This is a genomic window from Uruburuella testudinis (genome assembly GCF_022870865.1).
GTDB classification, from domain to species: domain Bacteria; phylum Pseudomonadota; class Gammaproteobacteria; order Burkholderiales; family Neisseriaceae; genus Neisseria; species Neisseria testudinis.
The window spans coordinates 624,738-639,613 of the sequence record NZ_CP091508.1 but is presented as its reverse complement, the minus strand read 5'-3'; the positions used below and the strand labels follow the sequence as shown (position 1 = coordinate 639,613).

The window sequence follows — 14,876 nt, the reverse complement described above, 5'->3', positions numbered from 1 at the left end:
TTTGGGGGGCAGTTCATTTTTCAGACGGCCTTTTGCCTATAAATGAATGCTCAGTAAGCCTCAAGCGCTTGCTGTTGGTGCTGCACCAGCTCGGCCACGCCTTTGTGGCCCAATTCGATCAGGGCGTTTAATTCTGCCCGGCTGAACGGCGCGCCCTCGGCGGTGCCTTGGATTTCGATGATGTTGCCCGATGCGGTCATCACAATATTCACATCGCTGTCGCAGCCGGAATCTTCAGGGTAATCTAAATCCAGCAGCGGCACGCCGCCCACCACGCCGGCAGACACGGCCGCCACGGCTTCGCGGATGGGGTTGTGGATCAGCATGCCGGCGGCCAGCAGTTTGCTGACGGCCATATGCAGCGCCACAAATGCGCCGGTGATGCTGGCGGTGCGGGTGCCGCCGTCGGCTTGGATAACATCGCAGTCGATTAAAATCTGGCGTTCGCCCAGTTTGCTCAAATCCACCACCGCGCGCAGCGAGCGGCCGATGAGGCGCTGGATTTCCTGGGTGCGGCCGCTTTGTTTGCCGGCGGCGGCTTCACGGCGCATGCGCCCGGCGGTGGAGGCGGGCAGCATGCCGTATTCGGCAGTGACCCAGCCTTGGTCTTTACCGCGCAGAAACGGCGGCAGATGCTCGTCGATGGTGGCGGTGCAGATGACTTTGGTGTTGCCCGCTTCAATCAGGCAGGAGCCGTCGGCGTGGGGCAGAAATCCCGGCGTGATGCGGACTGGGCGCAAGGCATCGGCGGGGCGTGAGGTGCGGATATAGGGAGTGGTCATCAAAATTTATTCCTGGGTAAGCGTTCGGCGCAAATTATAGCATGCTCGACTGTGGTATATTTCAAGCACTTTCACTCACTATTATGATACGGAGTCAAACCCCATGAGCATCCACAGCATGACCGGCTTTGCCAACGCCGCAGGCGAGAGCGGCGGCAAGCGCATTAATCTGGACATCCGCGCCGTCAACCACCGCTACCTCGACGTGCAGTTTAAAATGCCCGACGACTTGCGCCATCTGGAAAGCCATATGCGCGAAGCGGTGGCACAATATGCCGTGCGCGGCAAAATCGAGTGCCGTATCCAAGTGCAGACGCTGGAAGCGGGCGCCGGCGGCAAATTGGCGATTAATCAGGAGCTGGTGCACCAATTGGCCTATCTGAATAAAAAGTGGCGCAAACAGCATGAAGATTTGGGCAAACTCGGTGTGGCCGATATTTTGAAGTTTCCCGGCGTATTGTCGAGCCAGGGTGAAGATGAAGAAGCCTTTGCCAAAACCGTGCAAAAGCTGCTTGAAAAAGCGCTGAAAGATTTCGCCGCCGCCCGTGCGCGCGAGGGCGGCAAGCTGCAACAACATCTGCTGGAGCGCTTGGCGGCGATGGAAGAAATCGTCGATTCGCTCAGCGAGCTGTTTCCGCATTTATTGGAAGCGCATTTAGAAAAAGTGCGCACCCGCCTGCAAGAAGCCGTGGCCAATATCGATGATAACCGTTTGCAGCAAGAATTCGCCCTGTTTATGCAGAAAGCCGATGTCGACGAAGAATTCAGCCGCCTGCGCACCCACATTGCCGAAGTGCGCCGTATTGTGAGCGAGAGCAAAGGCAGCGTGGGCAAGCGGCTCGACTTTTTAATGCAGGAGCTCAACCGCGAAGCCAACACGTTGGGCAGCAAAGCCATCGCCGCCGAATGCACTCAGGCTTCGGTAGAATTGAAAGTGTTGATCGAGCAGATGCGCGAGCAGGTGCAGAATATTGAATAACGCTTGCCGGATGTGGGAGCAAAGGCCGTCTGAAACGGAAAAGTTTTCAGACGGCCTTTGCTATCTAGGGTGTCCTGACCATTCATCTATCATCATCTTTTTTGCGCTAAAAGCACATCTGCTGCGTTTTTTGCCTGGCATCTGCATTTCCAGGAACAAAAATCCCCTCATAAACGAATGGTCAGGACACCCCGGCGGAGATTATCTTTTCCAACTGAATATCCAATTTGATATAATTTCAAATTATTATCAAATTTAATGAAAGTCAGAATAATGAAATATCAGATGATGGCGGCAGGTATCGGGTTGATGTTGAGCTCGGCGGCGTTTGCGCAGAACACTTATTATATCGAACCCCAAATACCGTATGCCGATGCCAATCAAATTGCGGAAAGGGTAGTGAAAGAGTGCACCAATCTTGGGGCGGATTTTTCAGCCGCGCTGTTGCAGCAGGGCGGCAAGCAGGGTGTCGGCATCCGGCAGGCAGATGGTAAATTGTCTGACTATCCCGACCGCTTGGAAATCGCCATTGATGCGGCGCGCAGTTACGGCTTTGCGTTAATCGGGCATTATAAGGCCACTCATGTTGATGTGGCTTTGTTTCGCGACAATGTCAAAGTGGCGGAAACCCAATTGTCGCGCAGCTCGATGGGCGGTGTTTTGGGGGCTTTTAAAAGCTCGTGCAGCGTATTGAAGCGCGTGAATAATGCACTGGGTAAAGATATTGTCCGCTGGGTGAAACAGCAGGATGGCCGTGCGGCGGATGCGGCCGTCGGCGCAGTGCCGGCGAGCCGCGGGGCATCTGCAACGGATTAAAAAAGTAGGGTAAATTGGTTTAAAGCATCAAGCAATCTGCCCGTTTTGAGGCCGTCTGAAATCATCGATATTTCAGACGGCCTCAGTGTTTGAATACTGCAAATGCTTTTAGCCGCGCAAGCCCAGTGCCAGCAAACGTTCGCGGGCTTCGTCGCTGATGGTGCAGGATTGGCGGCTGGTTTTATCGGTGAGCACAATCACGCTTTCGGCATAGGCGGCTTCTTCGCCGTTGCAAAACAGGCTTTGCACCAGCCGCACGCTGCTGTTGCCCACTTTGGCTACTGCCGTGCCGCATACGATTTCGCCCGGCCATAAAATCTCGCGCAGATAGTCGATTTCCAGCCGCGCAATCACAAATTGCGTGCCCTCGGGGCAGAGCGGCGGCTGTTGGCGGTAGAGGATTTCGGAGCGGCCGGTTTCGATAAAGGTGGAAAACACCGCGTTGTTGACATGGCCTTGGCAGTCGGTGTCGCCGTAGCGGATGGTGTCGGTGGTGAGAATCGGGTAATGCGCAGGTGTGCGTTTCGTCATCGGGTTGCTCCTTTTTATTGTGGTAAATCGAAGTTAGCATATCGGAGGCCGTCTGAAAACCTTATGTTTTCAGACGGCCTTTTGAGCATTTGCTTTATTTAAAAGCATTCAAACAGCTGTTTTTTTCAATCTGTCGTGCTACATTAAAGTCTGAAAATAATAAAACAGGAGCAATCAATGAGAACACTGGCTACCCCCTTGGTGTTGCCGCACCACACCTTGCGCAACCGCGTGATTATGGGCTCGATGCACACGGGCTTTGAAGAACACCCCGAAGGGGCGGAACATTTGGCTGCGTTTTATGCCGAGCGGGCGAAAAACGGCGTGGCGCTGATTATCACCGGCGGCATCGGCCCCAATGCCGAAGGTGCGGTTACCGAGGGCGGCGCCAAGCTCACCAACGCCGAGGAAGTGGCGTGGCACCGCACGGTCACCGAAGCCGTGCATGCCCACGGCGCGAAAATCTGCATGCAGATTCTGCATACCGGCCGCTATGCCATCAGCCGCGAGCCGGTCGCGCCCAGTGCCATTCAGGCGCCGATTAATCCGGCCAAACCGCGCGCGCTCACCACCGGGGAAGTGCGCCAAACCGTGGCCGACTATATCGCCTGCGCCCGGCTTGCTCGAGAAGCAGGTTATGACGGCGTGGAGGTAATGGGCAGCGAAGGCTATCTGATTAATCAGTTTCTCGCGCCCTGCACCAACACGCGCGATGACGAATATGGCGGCAGCGCTGAAAACCGCCGCCGTTTTGCGCGTGAAATCGTGGCCGGCATCCGCGCCGCCTGTGGCGAAGAATTTCTGATTGTTTACCGCATTTCGCTGCTCGACTTGGTGGAAAACGGCTCCACATGGGATGAAAATGTGGTATTGGCGGCTGAAATCGAAGCGGTGGGCGCGGATATGTTTAACACCGGCATCGGCTGGCATGAAGCGCGTATTCCCACCATCGCCACTTCGGTGCCGCGTGCCGCGTTTGCCGAATTTACCGGCAAACTCAAGCAAATCAGCCATATTCCCGTTATTGCCACCAACCGCATCAATATGCCCGAAACCGCCGAAGCCGTGTTGCAGCAGGGCTTGGCCGATGCCGTTTGCCTGGCGCGCCCGTTTCTGGCCGATGCGGCGTGGGTGGGCAAGGCCGTTGCCGGCGACGATACCCGCATCAACACCTGTATCGCCTGCAACCAGGCCTGCCTCGACCATATTTTTGCCGGCAAGCTGACCTCTTGCTTGGTCAACCCGTTTGCCTGCCACGAATTGCAATTGGAAGTCAAACCGCCGCAAACGCTGAAAAACATCGCCGTAGTCGGCGCCGGCCCTGCGGGAATGGCGTTTGCCAAAACCGCCGCAGAACGCGGGCACAGTGTGACATTGTTTGATGCGCAAGCCCAAATCGGCGGCCAGCTCAATGTGGCCAAGCAAATTCCCGGCAAGCCCGAATTCAACGAAACGCTGCGCTATTTCGATCAGATATTGAACGATTTGGGCGTGGCGCGCCAATTGGGGCGCACGGTCGGCGCTGCTGATTTGCAGAGTTTTGATGAAATTGTGCTCGCCAGCGGTATTGTGCCGCGCCAAATCAATCTGCCCGGCAGCGAACGCCCTGAAGTGTTGAGCTATCTGGATGTATTGCGCGACAAAAAGCCCGTCGGCAAACGCGTGGCGGTTATCGGTGCGGGCGGTATCGGCTTCGACACCGCCGAATACCTCAGCCACGAAGGCGCCGACAGCGCCTTGTCGCCCGAACTGTTTCGCCGGGAATGGCAGATTGACGAGGGCATGAGCAAACGCGGCGCCTTATTGTCGCCACAACCGCAGCTGCCGCCGTCGGCGCGCGAAATCTGGCTGCTGCAACGCAAAGAAGGCATGGTGGGGCGCAATCTGGGCAAAACCACCGGCTGGATTCACCGCACCGTGTTGAAACACAAAGGCGTGAAGATGTGGGGCGGCATCGAATACGTGAAAATCGATTCAGACGGCCTGCATATCCGCCGCAACGGCGAAGCGCAAGTATTGCCGGTGGATAATGTCGTTATCTGCGCCGGGCAAGAGCCGAACCGCAGTTTGCAGGCCGAATGCGAAGCGTTGGGCAAACCGGTGCACATTATCGGCGGCGCAGACGTGGCGGCAGAGCTGGACGCCAAACGCGCAATTAAAGCGGGCACGGAATTGGGTTTGGCGGTTTAGGGGGATTTTTAGAGGGCAGAAGCAAACTTGGCGGCTGGCCATCCTAGGGTGTCCGGACCATTCGATTTACGGGTGTATTTTGCCCCTGAAACGCATCTGCTGCGTTAAAAAGCCTCGCAAGATGCTCAATCTTGCTGCGTTTTTTGCCTGGCATCTGCACTTTTACCACAAAAAATCTGAGTCATTCTGAATGGTCAGGACACCCTGAAATCACTCATTCACAACTGCATTCTAAAAGTCTCATAATAAATGCCATGTTTTCAGACGGCCTCTCTGCATTCCTAAACAGGCCGTCTGAACAACAAATCCAATCCGCATCTATATATCATGCTTTTTAATGTTATATTAAAGGCCGTCTGAAAATCGAATGGATAGGGCAATGATGACCAAGTGGGATGAGCGTTATTTAACCGATGACTATGTGTTCGGCACGGCGCCGAACGAATTTATCGCCCGAGTTCTGCCGCAGCTGCCCCAAGGCGGGCGGGCGTTGGATTTGGCCACGGGCGAAGGCCGCAACGGCGTGTTTCTGGCGCAACACGGTTTTCAGGCCGAGGGCGTGGATATGTCGGCGGTGGGCTTGGCCAAAGCGCAAAAACTGGCTGCCGAAAAAGGTGTGCGTTTCGATACGCGGCAGCAAAATATTGCCGACATGGCGTGGCCGTCTGAACAGTATGCCGTGATAACCAGCGTGTTTTGCCATTTTATCGAGCCGGAGCGCACGCAAATTGCGCAGCGCATAATCGGTGCTTTGCAAGCGGGCGGAATGTTTGCCGGTGTGTTTTACCATCCCGACCAAATTGCGCTCGGCACCGGCGGCCCCAAAGATGCCGCCATGCTCGGCACGCTGGCGCAAATGCAAACCGCATTTCACGGCCTGGAATGGCTGGTGGCCGAAGAAATCGAGCGCGATTTGAGTGAAGGCAGCCGCCATCGGGGCAAAAGCGCGGTCATTTACCTGCTCGGGCGCAAGCCATGAGGCAGGGCTTCTGCCAACGGAGAGGGTAATTTCAATATTCAATAGCATGATACAGTGAATCAATAAAAAGTGCGGCGGCGTTGCTGTGCCTTGCTGCCTTGTATCTCGTGTTTTTTCATTCCACTATATGAGGCCGTCTGAAACGTTCAGACGGCCTTTTTTATGCCTATAAAGTTTCATTTTAAATATATGTAGTAAAATGTAGTTTGATTCGGTGTTTTTATTGGCTTGATCATGGCAAAAGAAGTTTTGTTCAAAAAAAATATTAAATTTTATTTGTTTATTGAAACGACTTCATTCGGCATTAAGCTTGCCAACCTTGATGTCTGTCAAGTAAAGCTATGTTAATCATGCCTATAATATGAATATTCGAGTATGGGTATTGGGGCAATCATGTCTGCTGAAATCATAAGCAGGATTCAGGCCGCATGCAGGCGTGGGGCGGCGGCATTTTTGGTATTGACGGCGTTGCTGTTGTGTGTGCCGCAGGCAATGGCCGAGCGCCTGCCTGAATTTCTGCCTCAAACGCAGCCGGCAGATATTTTTCCGGGCGCCGACCGTTTTGGCGCGCCGGAAGGCAAGCCGATGGTGGCGCGGGTGTTTCAGGGCGAAGAGCCGCTGGGCTATGTGTATGTGACCACCGATGTAGTCAACACGCGCGGCTATTCGAGCAAGCCGATTGATATTTTGGTGGGGGTGGCCGACGACGGCACCATCAAGGGCGCGAAGCTGGTCGAACACCACGAGCCGATTGTGTTGATCGGCATTCCGCAATCGAAAGTGGATGCGTTTATCGGGGCTTATGTGGGGCTGAATCTGATTCGTTCGCCTGCCCCCGACAATCAGGCGCCGGCCGACATCATCAGCGGCGCCACGGTAACGCTGATGGTGATTAACGACAGCATCTACCGCTCGATGCGCACACTGTCGCAGCAATACGGCATCGGCACGGCCACGGCAGGTGCAACCGCCAACGCAGCGGCAGGCGGCGCTTCCGAAGCGGCGGCGACGGTGCAAACCCGGCCGCACCGTTTGGTGAATCAGGAAAAAGCCGATGTGCAATCATGGCAGGCGCTGCTTAACGAGGGCGCCATCGCCCGCTTGCATATGACGGTGGCCGATGTCAACAAGGCTTTTGCTGCGGGCGGTAAAGCCGGGGCGGCGGCGCACCCGGAAAAAGGTGCCGATGACGATACTTTTGTCGACCTCTATACAGCGCTGGTAAGCCAGCCGGCTATTGGTAAAAGCCTGCTTGGTGAAGCGGGTTGGAACGATTTGCAAGGCCGTCTGAAACCCGGCCAACAGGCCGTGGTGGTGGCGGGCGAAGGGCGTTATTCGTTTAAAGGTTCGGGCTATGTGCGCGGCGGTATTTTCGACCGCATCGAAGTGGTGCAGGGCGATGAAAGCTTCCGTTTTACCGACCTCAACCATCAGCGCCTGCCTGCGTTTGATGCTGCCGGTGCGCCGCATTTTAAAGAAATCGCGCTGTTTACCGTGCCGGAAGAGGTGAAATTCGACGCCGCCGAGCCGTGGCGTTTGCAGCTGATGATTCAGCGCGTGTTGAGTGTGAACGACAAGGCTTTTGTCACCGCTGATTTAAACTACCAATTGCCGCAGCCCTATACCGTGGATGACCCCGACGGCGAGCCGGTAGCGGTTGCCGCCGCGGTAACACCGCCGGGCACAGATGCCGTTGCGGGTGCGGCCGCTGCGGCTGAGGGCGAACCGTCTTCACAATTGTGGAAGCAGATTTGGCAGGGCAAACGCTGGCAGATCGGCGTGGTGGCGCTGTCGCTGCTGATTCTGGTGGCGGTGTTTTTCTTTCAGGATACGCTCACCAAATATCCGAAATTCTACGACCGCTTCCGCTTGGTTTATCTCACTTTCAGCCTGTTTTATATCGGCTGGTATGCGCAGGCGCAGCTTTCGGTGGTGAATGTGCTCACCTTTACCACAGCTTTGCGCACCGGGTTTTCATGGGAATATTTTCTGATGGATCCGCTGGTGTTTATCTTGTGGTGCGCCACCGCCATTTCGATTTTGTTTTGGAACCGCGGCGCATTTTGCGGCTGGCTGTGCCCGTTTGGTTCGTTGCAGGAATTGCTCAACCGCATCGCCAAAAAGCTGGGCGTGAAACAGATTGTGGTGCCGCATGGCGTGCATACCCGCATGGCGGCGCTGAAATATGTGATTTTCATGGTGCTGTTCGGCGTGTCGCTGTATGAATTGGGGTTGGCGGAAAAATTATCGGAAGTGGAGCCGTTTAAAACCGCGATTATTCTGAAATTTGTCCGCGAATGGTGGTTTGTGGCGTTTGCGCTGGTGCTGCTGCTGGCCGGTTTGTTTATCGAGCGTTTTTATTGCCGCTATCTGTGCCCGCTCGGCGCAGCGCTGGCGATTCCCGCCCGTTTGCGCGTGTTTGACTGGCTGCGCCGCTATCCGATGTGCGGCAACCCCTGCCAGCGCTGTGCGCACGATTGCCCGGTGCAGGCGATTCACCCCGAAGGCGATATCGACCCCAACGAATGCATTCAATGTTTGCACTGCCAGATGCTCTACCACCACCAAACCGACTGCCCGCATGTGGTGCAGGTCAACAAGAAAAAGCAAAAGCAGGCGGCGGCCAAAGCCGAATTGGATGCGCAGCGGCGCGCACAGGCGCAGCAGGAGCAGGTGATTCATTTTGTAGACAAAAGGCCGTCTGAAAAACCGTCGGATACAGCCCGATAAAGATGTTGTTTGAAAAGCAGTTTAACCCGTTACGGCAGGCCGTCTGAAAGTAGGCGCGATGCCGCTTCAATCAAGGAGAGTTAGTATGTCGGATGATAAATTAAACCAAACCGGTTTGAGCCGCCGCTCGTTTTTGGGCACGGCGGCCGCATCGGGTGCCGGCTTGGCGGGTGCAAGCCTGCTGGGCTTGGCGGGGTGTTCCAACAGCAGTGAAGGCGGTGCGGCCAGCGGTGCGGCCGGTTCGTCGGCTGCTGCGGGCCACAGCGATTATGTGGGGCCGGGCGAGCTCGACCAATATTATGCCTTCAATTCAGGCGGCCAGTCGGGCGAAGTGCGCGTGTTGGGCGTGCCTTCGATGCGCGAATTGATGCGGATTCCGGTGTTTAATATGGACAGCGCCACCGGCTGGGGGCGCACCAACGAGAGCCGCCGCATTCTGAATGCCGGCATCACGCCGGAAACCCGTACGTTTTTGCAGCAAAGCAATATGCCGGTGCTGCCTAACGGCGATTTGCACCACCCGCATATGTCGTTTACCGACCAAACTTACGACGGCCGCTATATTTATGTAAATGATAAGGCCAACAACCGCGTGGCGCGCATCCGGTGCGATGTGATGAAAACCGACAAAATTGTCGAGATTCCCAATATATCAGGCGTACACGGCCTGCGCCCGCAGCGTTATCCGAAAACCGGTTATGTGTTTGCCAACGGCGAGCATATCGTGCCGATTCCGAATGACGGCCGCAATATGACCGACCCGCAGAAAAATTATTGGGCGGTGTATACGGCGGTTGACGGCGAAACCATGGAAGTGGCCTGGCAGGTGATGGTAGACGGCAACCTCGACAACGGCGATGCCGACTATCAGGGCAAATATTCGTTTGCCACCTGTTACAACTCGGAAAAAGGCCTGACGGTTAACGAAGCTTCGGCCAACGAGCAAGACTGGTGCGTAGTGTTTAATATCGCCGCCATTGAAGAGGGCATCAAAAACGGTGATTTTAAAGAGCTCGGCGGCGTGAAAGTGGTAGACGGCCGCGCCGAAGCCAATTCGCCCTACACCCGCTATATTCCCGTGCCCAATTCGCCGCACGGCTGCAATGCCTCGCCCGACGGCAAATACATCATGCTCAACGGCAAATTGTCGCCCACGGTAACCGTGCTCGATGTGAGCCGCTTGGATGATTTGTTTGCCGGCAAAATTCAGCCGCGCGATGTGGTGGTGGCCGAGCCGCAATTGGGCTTGGGGCCGCTGCACACCGCATTCGACGGCCGCGGTTTTGCCTATACCACGCTGTTTATCGACAGCCAAATCGTGAAATGGGACATCGAAAAAGCCATCAAAGCTTACGGCGGCGAAAAAGTCGACCCGATTGTGCAGAAGCTCGATGTGCATTATCAGCCCGGCCACAACCACACCACCATGGGCGAAACCAAAGAAGCCGACGGCAAATGGCTGGTGTCGTTAAACAAATTCTCGAAAGACCGCTTCTTGAATGTCGGCCCCCTGAAGCCTGAAAACGACCAGCTGATTGATATTTCGGGCGATGAAATGAAGCTGGTGCACGACGGCCCCAGCTTTGCCGAGCCGCACGATATGCTGCTGGTGGCGGCATCAAAAGTGCACCCGAAACAAACGTGGGACCGCAATGACCCGTGGATGTGGGAAGAAACGCTGGAAATGGCGAAAAAAGACGGTGTGGAGCTGGAGCGTGCCGCCAATGTGATTCGCGAAGGCAACAAAGTGCGCGTATACATGACCGCCGTTGCGCCGGTGTTCAGTGTGCCCAGCTTTGAAGTGAGCGAAGGCGATGAAGTGACCGTGGTGGTCACCAATATGGAAACCATTGAAGACCTCACCCACGGCTTCACGCTGGAAGGCTACGGTATCGCCATGGAAATCGGCCCGCAAGCCACCGCATCGGTAACCTTTACCGCCGCGCGCCCGGGTGTGCACTGGTATTACTGCCAATGGTTCTGCCACGCACTGCATATGGAAATGTCAGGTCAGATGAACGTTAAACCGAAATAAACCGCTGCATAACAGCAGGCCGTCTGAAAGCCGAAGCGGCAACAGCAACAGCAGGCGCAGCGCAGCTTTTTCAGACGGCCTTTTCCATACCGATTTATTTATCAATGGCTTGGCCGTTATTATTTTACAACCGAAAATAAACACACCAATGATGTCGAATGCTCTGAAAACAGCCTTATGGCTGGCCGCCGCTTCGGGCTTGTGCCAAGCGGCTGCGGCCGCCGTTATCGATGTGCCGGCCGGCAGCGATTTGCAACAAGCCGTTGCACGCGCCCGGGCAGGCGACACCTTGCGCCTGGCTGCGGGGCTTTATCGCGGCAAGCTGGTTATCGACAAACCTTTAAACATCGAAGGGCCGCCGGCGCGCACGGCCAAAATCGAGGGCGACCGCAGCGGCCGTACCATCGAAGTGACCGCGCCCGATGTCGGTCTGAGCCGCCTCACCATCACCCGTTCAGGCTTGAGCCTGCCCGCGATGGATGCCGGCGTGTTTCTCAGCCAAAGCGCCGAGCGTGCGCGGGTGCTGCACAATGATATTCTGGAAAACTCCGTCGGCGTGTATATCCACGGTGCTGCCGGGGCGCTGGTGAAAAGCAACCGCATTGTCGGCGACACCAAACTGCGTGTAAACGAGCGCGGCAACGGCGTAACCGTGTGGAATGCGCCCGGCGCCGAGGTGTCGGATAACGATATTTCCGAAGGGCGCGATGGCATTTTTTCCAATACCAGCACCAAAAATATTTATAAAAACAACCGTTTCACCCGTTTGCGCTATGCCGTTCACTATATGTATACCAACGATAGCGAAGTGAGCGGCAATGTTTCAGACGGCAACAATATCGGCTATGCGATTATGTTTTCCGAGCGCTTGAAAATCCGCAACAATATTGCCGCCAACAGCCGCGACCAAGGCCTGATGCTGAATTATGCCAACCATTCCGACATCAGCGGCAATGTGGTCGACAAAGCAGAAAAATGCGTGTTTATCTACAATGCCAACTACAACACCATCAGCGGCAACCATTTTGAAAACTGCGGCATGGGCATTCATTTTACCGCCGCCGCCGAGGGCAACCGCATTTTCAACAATGCCTTTATCCGCAACCAAAGCCAGGTGAAATACGTGGGCACCCGCCATATCGAATGGAGCGACGGCGAAGAAAACGGGCGCGGCAATTATTGGAGCGACAACAGCGCCTTCGACCTCGACGGCGACGGTATTGCCGACACCGCCTACCGTCCCAACGGCATCATCGACCAAATCGTGTGGCGCGCACCGGTGGCACGGCTGCTGATGAACAGCCCGGCGGTCAGCATCGTGAAATGGGCACAGTCGCAGTTTCCCGCGATTCTGCCCGGCGGCGTGGCCGACAGCAAACCTTTGATGAGGCCGCCTAAAAACCCCACTCTCCAACAATACCGACAACATAAGGAGCCGCAATGAACGGGCACACACAGCATGTGGTATTGCGCGGCGTGAGCAAACGCTATGGCGGCCGTGATGCCGTCAAACAAATAGATTTGAGCCTGAATGCGGGCGAATGTGTGGGCTTGGCCGGTCACAACGGCGCCGGCAAATCCACCATCATCAAGCTGATGCTCGGTCTGATTACGCCCAGCGCCGGCGAAGTGCACCTGCTGGGGCAGAATATTGCCGGCGGCTCCGGCACACAGCAGCGCAGCCAAGTCGGCTACCTGCCTGAAACCGTGGCGCTGCACCCCTCGCTCACCGGCCGGGAAACGCTGGATTTTTACGCCAAACTGAAAAAACAGCCCGTGGCAGGCAATGCCGATTTGCTTGCCCGTGTGGGCATTGCCCAAGCGGCAGGGCGCCGTGTCGGCACTTATTCCAAAGGCATGCGGCAACGGTTGGCGCTGGCGCAGGCTTTGCTGGGCCGGCCCAAAGTGCTGCTGCTGGACGAACCCACCACCGGCCTTGACCCTGCTTCGCGGCAGATGTTTTACGAAATCATCAAAACCTTGAGCAGCGGGGGCACGTCAGTGCTGCTGAGCACACACGCATTGGCAGAGCTCGACGGCCACGCCGACCGCATCGTGGTGATGAAAAACGGCAGCAAAGTGGCCGACGGCAGCATGAGCCAATTGCAGGCGCAAAGCGGTCTGCCGGTGCATATCCGCGCACAGTTGAAGCAAGATACCGCGCTACCGGCGCATTGGCAGCGTTCAGACGGCCTTTATTGTTCCACACAATGCCGTTCGGAAGACAAAATGGCGGTGTTGCGCGAATTGGGCAGCATCGACAATATCGCCGCGCTCGATATCCGCACCCCCACGCTGGACGATATGTATGCACAGTTTTTGCAACGGGAGGACGTATGAACCCCGTATGGATTATGACCGGTAAAGAAGTGCGCGACAGCCTGCGCAACCGTTGGGTGCTGGCCGCCACCTTGCTGCTGGCCGCATTGGCATTGTCGCTGGGTTTTCTCGGCAGCTCGCCCACCGGCTCGGTGAAAGCCGATCCGCTCACGGTGACCGTAGTGAGCCTGTCGAGCCTGTCGATTTTTCTGATTCCGCTGATTGCCATGCTGCTGGCCTACGATGCGGTGATCGGCGAAATCGAACGCGGCACCATGGCGCTGTTGTTGAGTTATCCGGTGTCGCGCTGGCAGGTGCTGGTGGGCAAGTTTATCGGCCATCTGATTATCCTCACCCTCGCCACCACGTTGGGCTACGGCCTCGCCGGCATCGCGCTGCAACTGGCGTACGGCGGCCTGGATTTGGCTGCCTGGCGGCCGTTTGCGCTCTTAATTGCCGCCAGCGTGCTGCTCGGTGCGGCTTTTCTGGCCATGGGTTATTTAATCAGCGCCAAAGTGAAAGAGCGCGGCACGGCGGCAGGCATTGCCATCGGTGTGTGGCTGTTTTTTGTGGTGATTTTCGATATGGCGCTGCTCGGCATACTGGTGGCCGACAGCCGGCAAACCATTACCGCGCCCATGCTCGAAACTGTTTTGCTGTTTAACCCGGCCGATGTTTACCGCCTGCTCAACCTCACCGGCTACGAAAACACCGCCATGTATGCCGGTATGGCCGGATTGAGCGAACAAATCCATTTGGGCACACCGCTGTTGTTGGCGGTGCAACTATTGTGGATTGCCGTGCCGTTTGCGCTGGCCGCCTGGATTTTCAGAAAGCGACAAATATGAAAAAAATCATCCTCTCCCTAGCCACCGCCCTGTGGCTGGCCGCTTGCGGCGGCAGCAACGAAACCGCACCACCGCCCGCGCCGCAGCCGATTACCGATGCCGCCGTCGGCCATTATTGCACCATGAACCTGGCCGAACACAACGGCCCCAAGGCGCAGATATTTCTCAACGGCCAAGCCGATAAACCGGTGTGGTTTTCCACCATCAACCAGATGTTCGGCTACACCCGGCTGCCGGAAGAGCCCAAAGGCATCGCTGCCATTTACGTGACCGATATGGGGCAGGTGGCCGACTGGAACACCCCCAATGCCGATGATGCCTGGACCGATGCCTACCGGGCTTATTACGTGATTGAAAGCAATTTTGTCGGCGGTATGGGCGCGGAAGATGCGCTGCCGTTTGCCGAACAAGCCAAAGCACAGCAGTTTGCCGCACAACACGGCGGCCGCGTGGTGCGTTTTGACGACATGCCGGAATCGTTTATTTTCAAATAACAGGCCGTCTGAAAAACTGAAACCGCTGATGTCCAACATCCGCAAACCGCAAGGCCGTCTGAAACCCATTCACAAAAGCAAGCTAACAAGGCGAGCTAACGCCGTTAGGTTATTTTTGTGAATGGGCATGAAACCCAATGATTGCCCGCAGTGCCTTCATATAAGGAACAAAC

Annotated in this window: 12 protein-coding genes; 10 read left to right on the top strand and 2 right to left on the bottom strand. The window is 56.1% G+C overall.

Annotated features, from left to right (window positions below; genetic code table 11):
- Nucleotides 1–50: 50 nt before the first annotated feature.
- Nucleotides 51–782, bottom strand: coding sequence for a ribonuclease PH (gene rph, locus LVJ83_RS02870; RefSeq protein WP_244786135.1), 732 nt, complete (start codon nucleotides 780–782; stop codon nucleotides 51–53).
- Between the two features lie 103 nt (nucleotides 783–885).
- Between rph and LVJ83_RS02865 the strand changes: the two genes are divergently transcribed.
- Together LVJ83_RS02865 and LVJ83_RS02860 are read left to right on the top strand one after the other, a co-directional pair.
- Complete coding sequence (locus tag LVJ83_RS02865; protein ID WP_244786133.1) at nucleotides 886–1,761, top strand: YicC/YloC family endoribonuclease; 876 nt, start codon at nucleotides 886–888, stop codon at nucleotides 1,759–1,761.
- Between the two features lie 273 nt (nucleotides 1,762–2,034).
- Nucleotides 2,035–2,577: a hypothetical protein gene (locus tag LVJ83_RS02860; protein WP_244786131.1), complete on the top strand. Its 543-nt coding sequence runs from the start codon at nucleotides 2,035–2,037 to the stop codon at nucleotides 2,575–2,577.
- Between the two features lie 108 nt (nucleotides 2,578–2,685).
- Here the strand turns inward: LVJ83_RS02860 and LVJ83_RS02855 are convergent, their stop codons facing one another.
- Entirely contained in the window at nucleotides 2,686–3,108 is a 423-nt protein-coding gene (locus LVJ83_RS02855; protein ID WP_244786128.1) for an acyl-CoA thioesterase, read from the bottom strand.
- Between the two features lie 177 nt (nucleotides 3,109–3,285).
- Here LVJ83_RS02855 and LVJ83_RS02850 point away from each other — a divergent pair, with 177 nt between their 5' ends.
- The 8 genes from LVJ83_RS02850 (at nucleotide 3,286) to LVJ83_RS02815 (ending at nucleotide 14,703) form a co-directional block, all read left to right on the top strand.
- The gene (locus LVJ83_RS02850) at nucleotides 3,286–5,298 is read left to right on the top strand and encodes an NADPH-dependent 2,4-dienoyl-CoA reductase (RefSeq protein ID WP_244786126.1); all 2,013 of its coding nucleotides are present in this window, start codon (nucleotides 3,286–3,288) and stop codon (nucleotides 5,296–5,298) included.
- 379 nt (nucleotides 5,299–5,677) lie between these two features.
- The gene (locus tag LVJ83_RS02845) at nucleotides 5,678–6,277 is read left to right on the top strand and encodes a class I SAM-dependent methyltransferase (RefSeq protein ID WP_244786124.1); all 600 of its coding nucleotides are present in this window, start codon (nucleotides 5,678–5,680) and stop codon (nucleotides 6,275–6,277) included.
- A 393-nt stretch (nucleotides 6,278–6,670) separates the two neighbouring features.
- Nucleotides 6,671–9,007, top strand: a complete 2,337-nt coding sequence (locus LVJ83_RS02840) for a 4Fe-4S binding protein (RefSeq protein ID WP_425316015.1) — start codon at nucleotides 6,671–6,673, stop codon at nucleotides 9,005–9,007.
- 85 nt (nucleotides 9,008–9,092) lie between these two features.
- On the top strand, nucleotides 9,093–11,042 hold the full coding sequence (gene nosZ / locus LVJ83_RS02835) for a TAT-dependent nitrous-oxide reductase (protein ID WP_244786122.1): 1,950 nt from the start codon (nucleotides 9,093–9,095) through the stop codon (nucleotides 11,040–11,042).
- A 148-nt stretch (nucleotides 11,043–11,190) separates the two neighbouring features.
- Nucleotides 11,191–12,486 (top strand): nitrous oxide reductase family maturation protein NosD, encoded by a 1,296-nt coding sequence (locus LVJ83_RS02830; RefSeq protein WP_244786120.1) that lies wholly within the window; start codon nucleotides 11,191–11,193, stop codon nucleotides 12,484–12,486.
- Complete coding sequence (locus tag LVJ83_RS02825; protein WP_244786118.1) at nucleotides 12,483–13,382, top strand: ABC transporter ATP-binding protein; 900 nt, start codon at nucleotides 12,483–12,485, stop codon at nucleotides 13,380–13,382. Before LVJ83_RS02830 ends, LVJ83_RS02825 begins: the two co-directional genes overlap by 4 nt.
- On the top strand, nucleotides 13,379–14,209 hold the full coding sequence (locus tag LVJ83_RS02820; protein WP_244786116.1) for an ABC transporter permease: 831 nt from the start codon (nucleotides 13,379–13,381) through the stop codon (nucleotides 14,207–14,209). The genes LVJ83_RS02825 and LVJ83_RS02820 overlap by 4 nt, the downstream gene beginning before the upstream one ends.
- Nucleotides 14,206–14,703 (top strand): nitrous oxide reductase accessory protein NosL, encoded by a 498-nt coding sequence (locus tag LVJ83_RS02815; protein ID WP_244786114.1) that lies wholly within the window; start codon nucleotides 14,206–14,208, stop codon nucleotides 14,701–14,703. The genes LVJ83_RS02820 and LVJ83_RS02815 overlap by 4 nt, the downstream gene beginning before the upstream one ends.
- Nucleotides 14,704–14,876: the final 173 nt, after the last annotated feature.

Coding starts and splice junctions, on each gene's coding strand:
- rph (WP_244786135.1), bottom strand. CDS start 782: ATGACCACTCCCTATATCCGCACCTCACGCCCCGCCGATGCCTTGCGC.
- LVJ83_RS02865 (WP_244786133.1), top strand. CDS start 886: ATGAGCATCCACAGCATGACCGGCTTTGCCAACGCCGCAGGCGAGAGC.
- LVJ83_RS02860 (WP_244786131.1), top strand. CDS start 2,035: ATGAAATATCAGATGATGGCGGCAGGTATCGGGTTGATGTTGAGCTCG.
- LVJ83_RS02855 (WP_244786128.1), bottom strand. CDS start 3,108: ATGACGAAACGCACACCTGCGCATTACCCGATTCTCACCACCGACACC.
- LVJ83_RS02850 (WP_244786126.1), top strand. CDS start 3,286: ATGAGAACACTGGCTACCCCCTTGGTGTTGCCGCACCACACCTTGCGC.
- LVJ83_RS02845 (WP_244786124.1), top strand. CDS start 5,678: ATGATGACCAAGTGGGATGAGCGTTATTTAACCGATGACTATGTGTTC.
- LVJ83_RS02840 (WP_425316015.1), top strand. CDS start 6,671: ATGTCTGCTGAAATCATAAGCAGGATTCAGGCCGCATGCAGGCGTGGG.
- nosZ (WP_244786122.1), top strand. CDS start 9,093: ATGTCGGATGATAAATTAAACCAAACCGGTTTGAGCCGCCGCTCGTTT.
- LVJ83_RS02830 (WP_244786120.1), top strand. CDS start 11,191: ATGATGTCGAATGCTCTGAAAACAGCCTTATGGCTGGCCGCCGCTTCG.
- LVJ83_RS02825 (WP_244786118.1), top strand. CDS start 12,483: ATGAACGGGCACACACAGCATGTGGTATTGCGCGGCGTGAGCAAACGC.
- LVJ83_RS02820 (WP_244786116.1), top strand. CDS start 13,379: ATGAACCCCGTATGGATTATGACCGGTAAAGAAGTGCGCGACAGCCTG.
- LVJ83_RS02815 (WP_244786114.1), top strand. CDS start 14,206: ATGAAAAAAATCATCCTCTCCCTAGCCACCGCCCTGTGGCTGGCCGCT.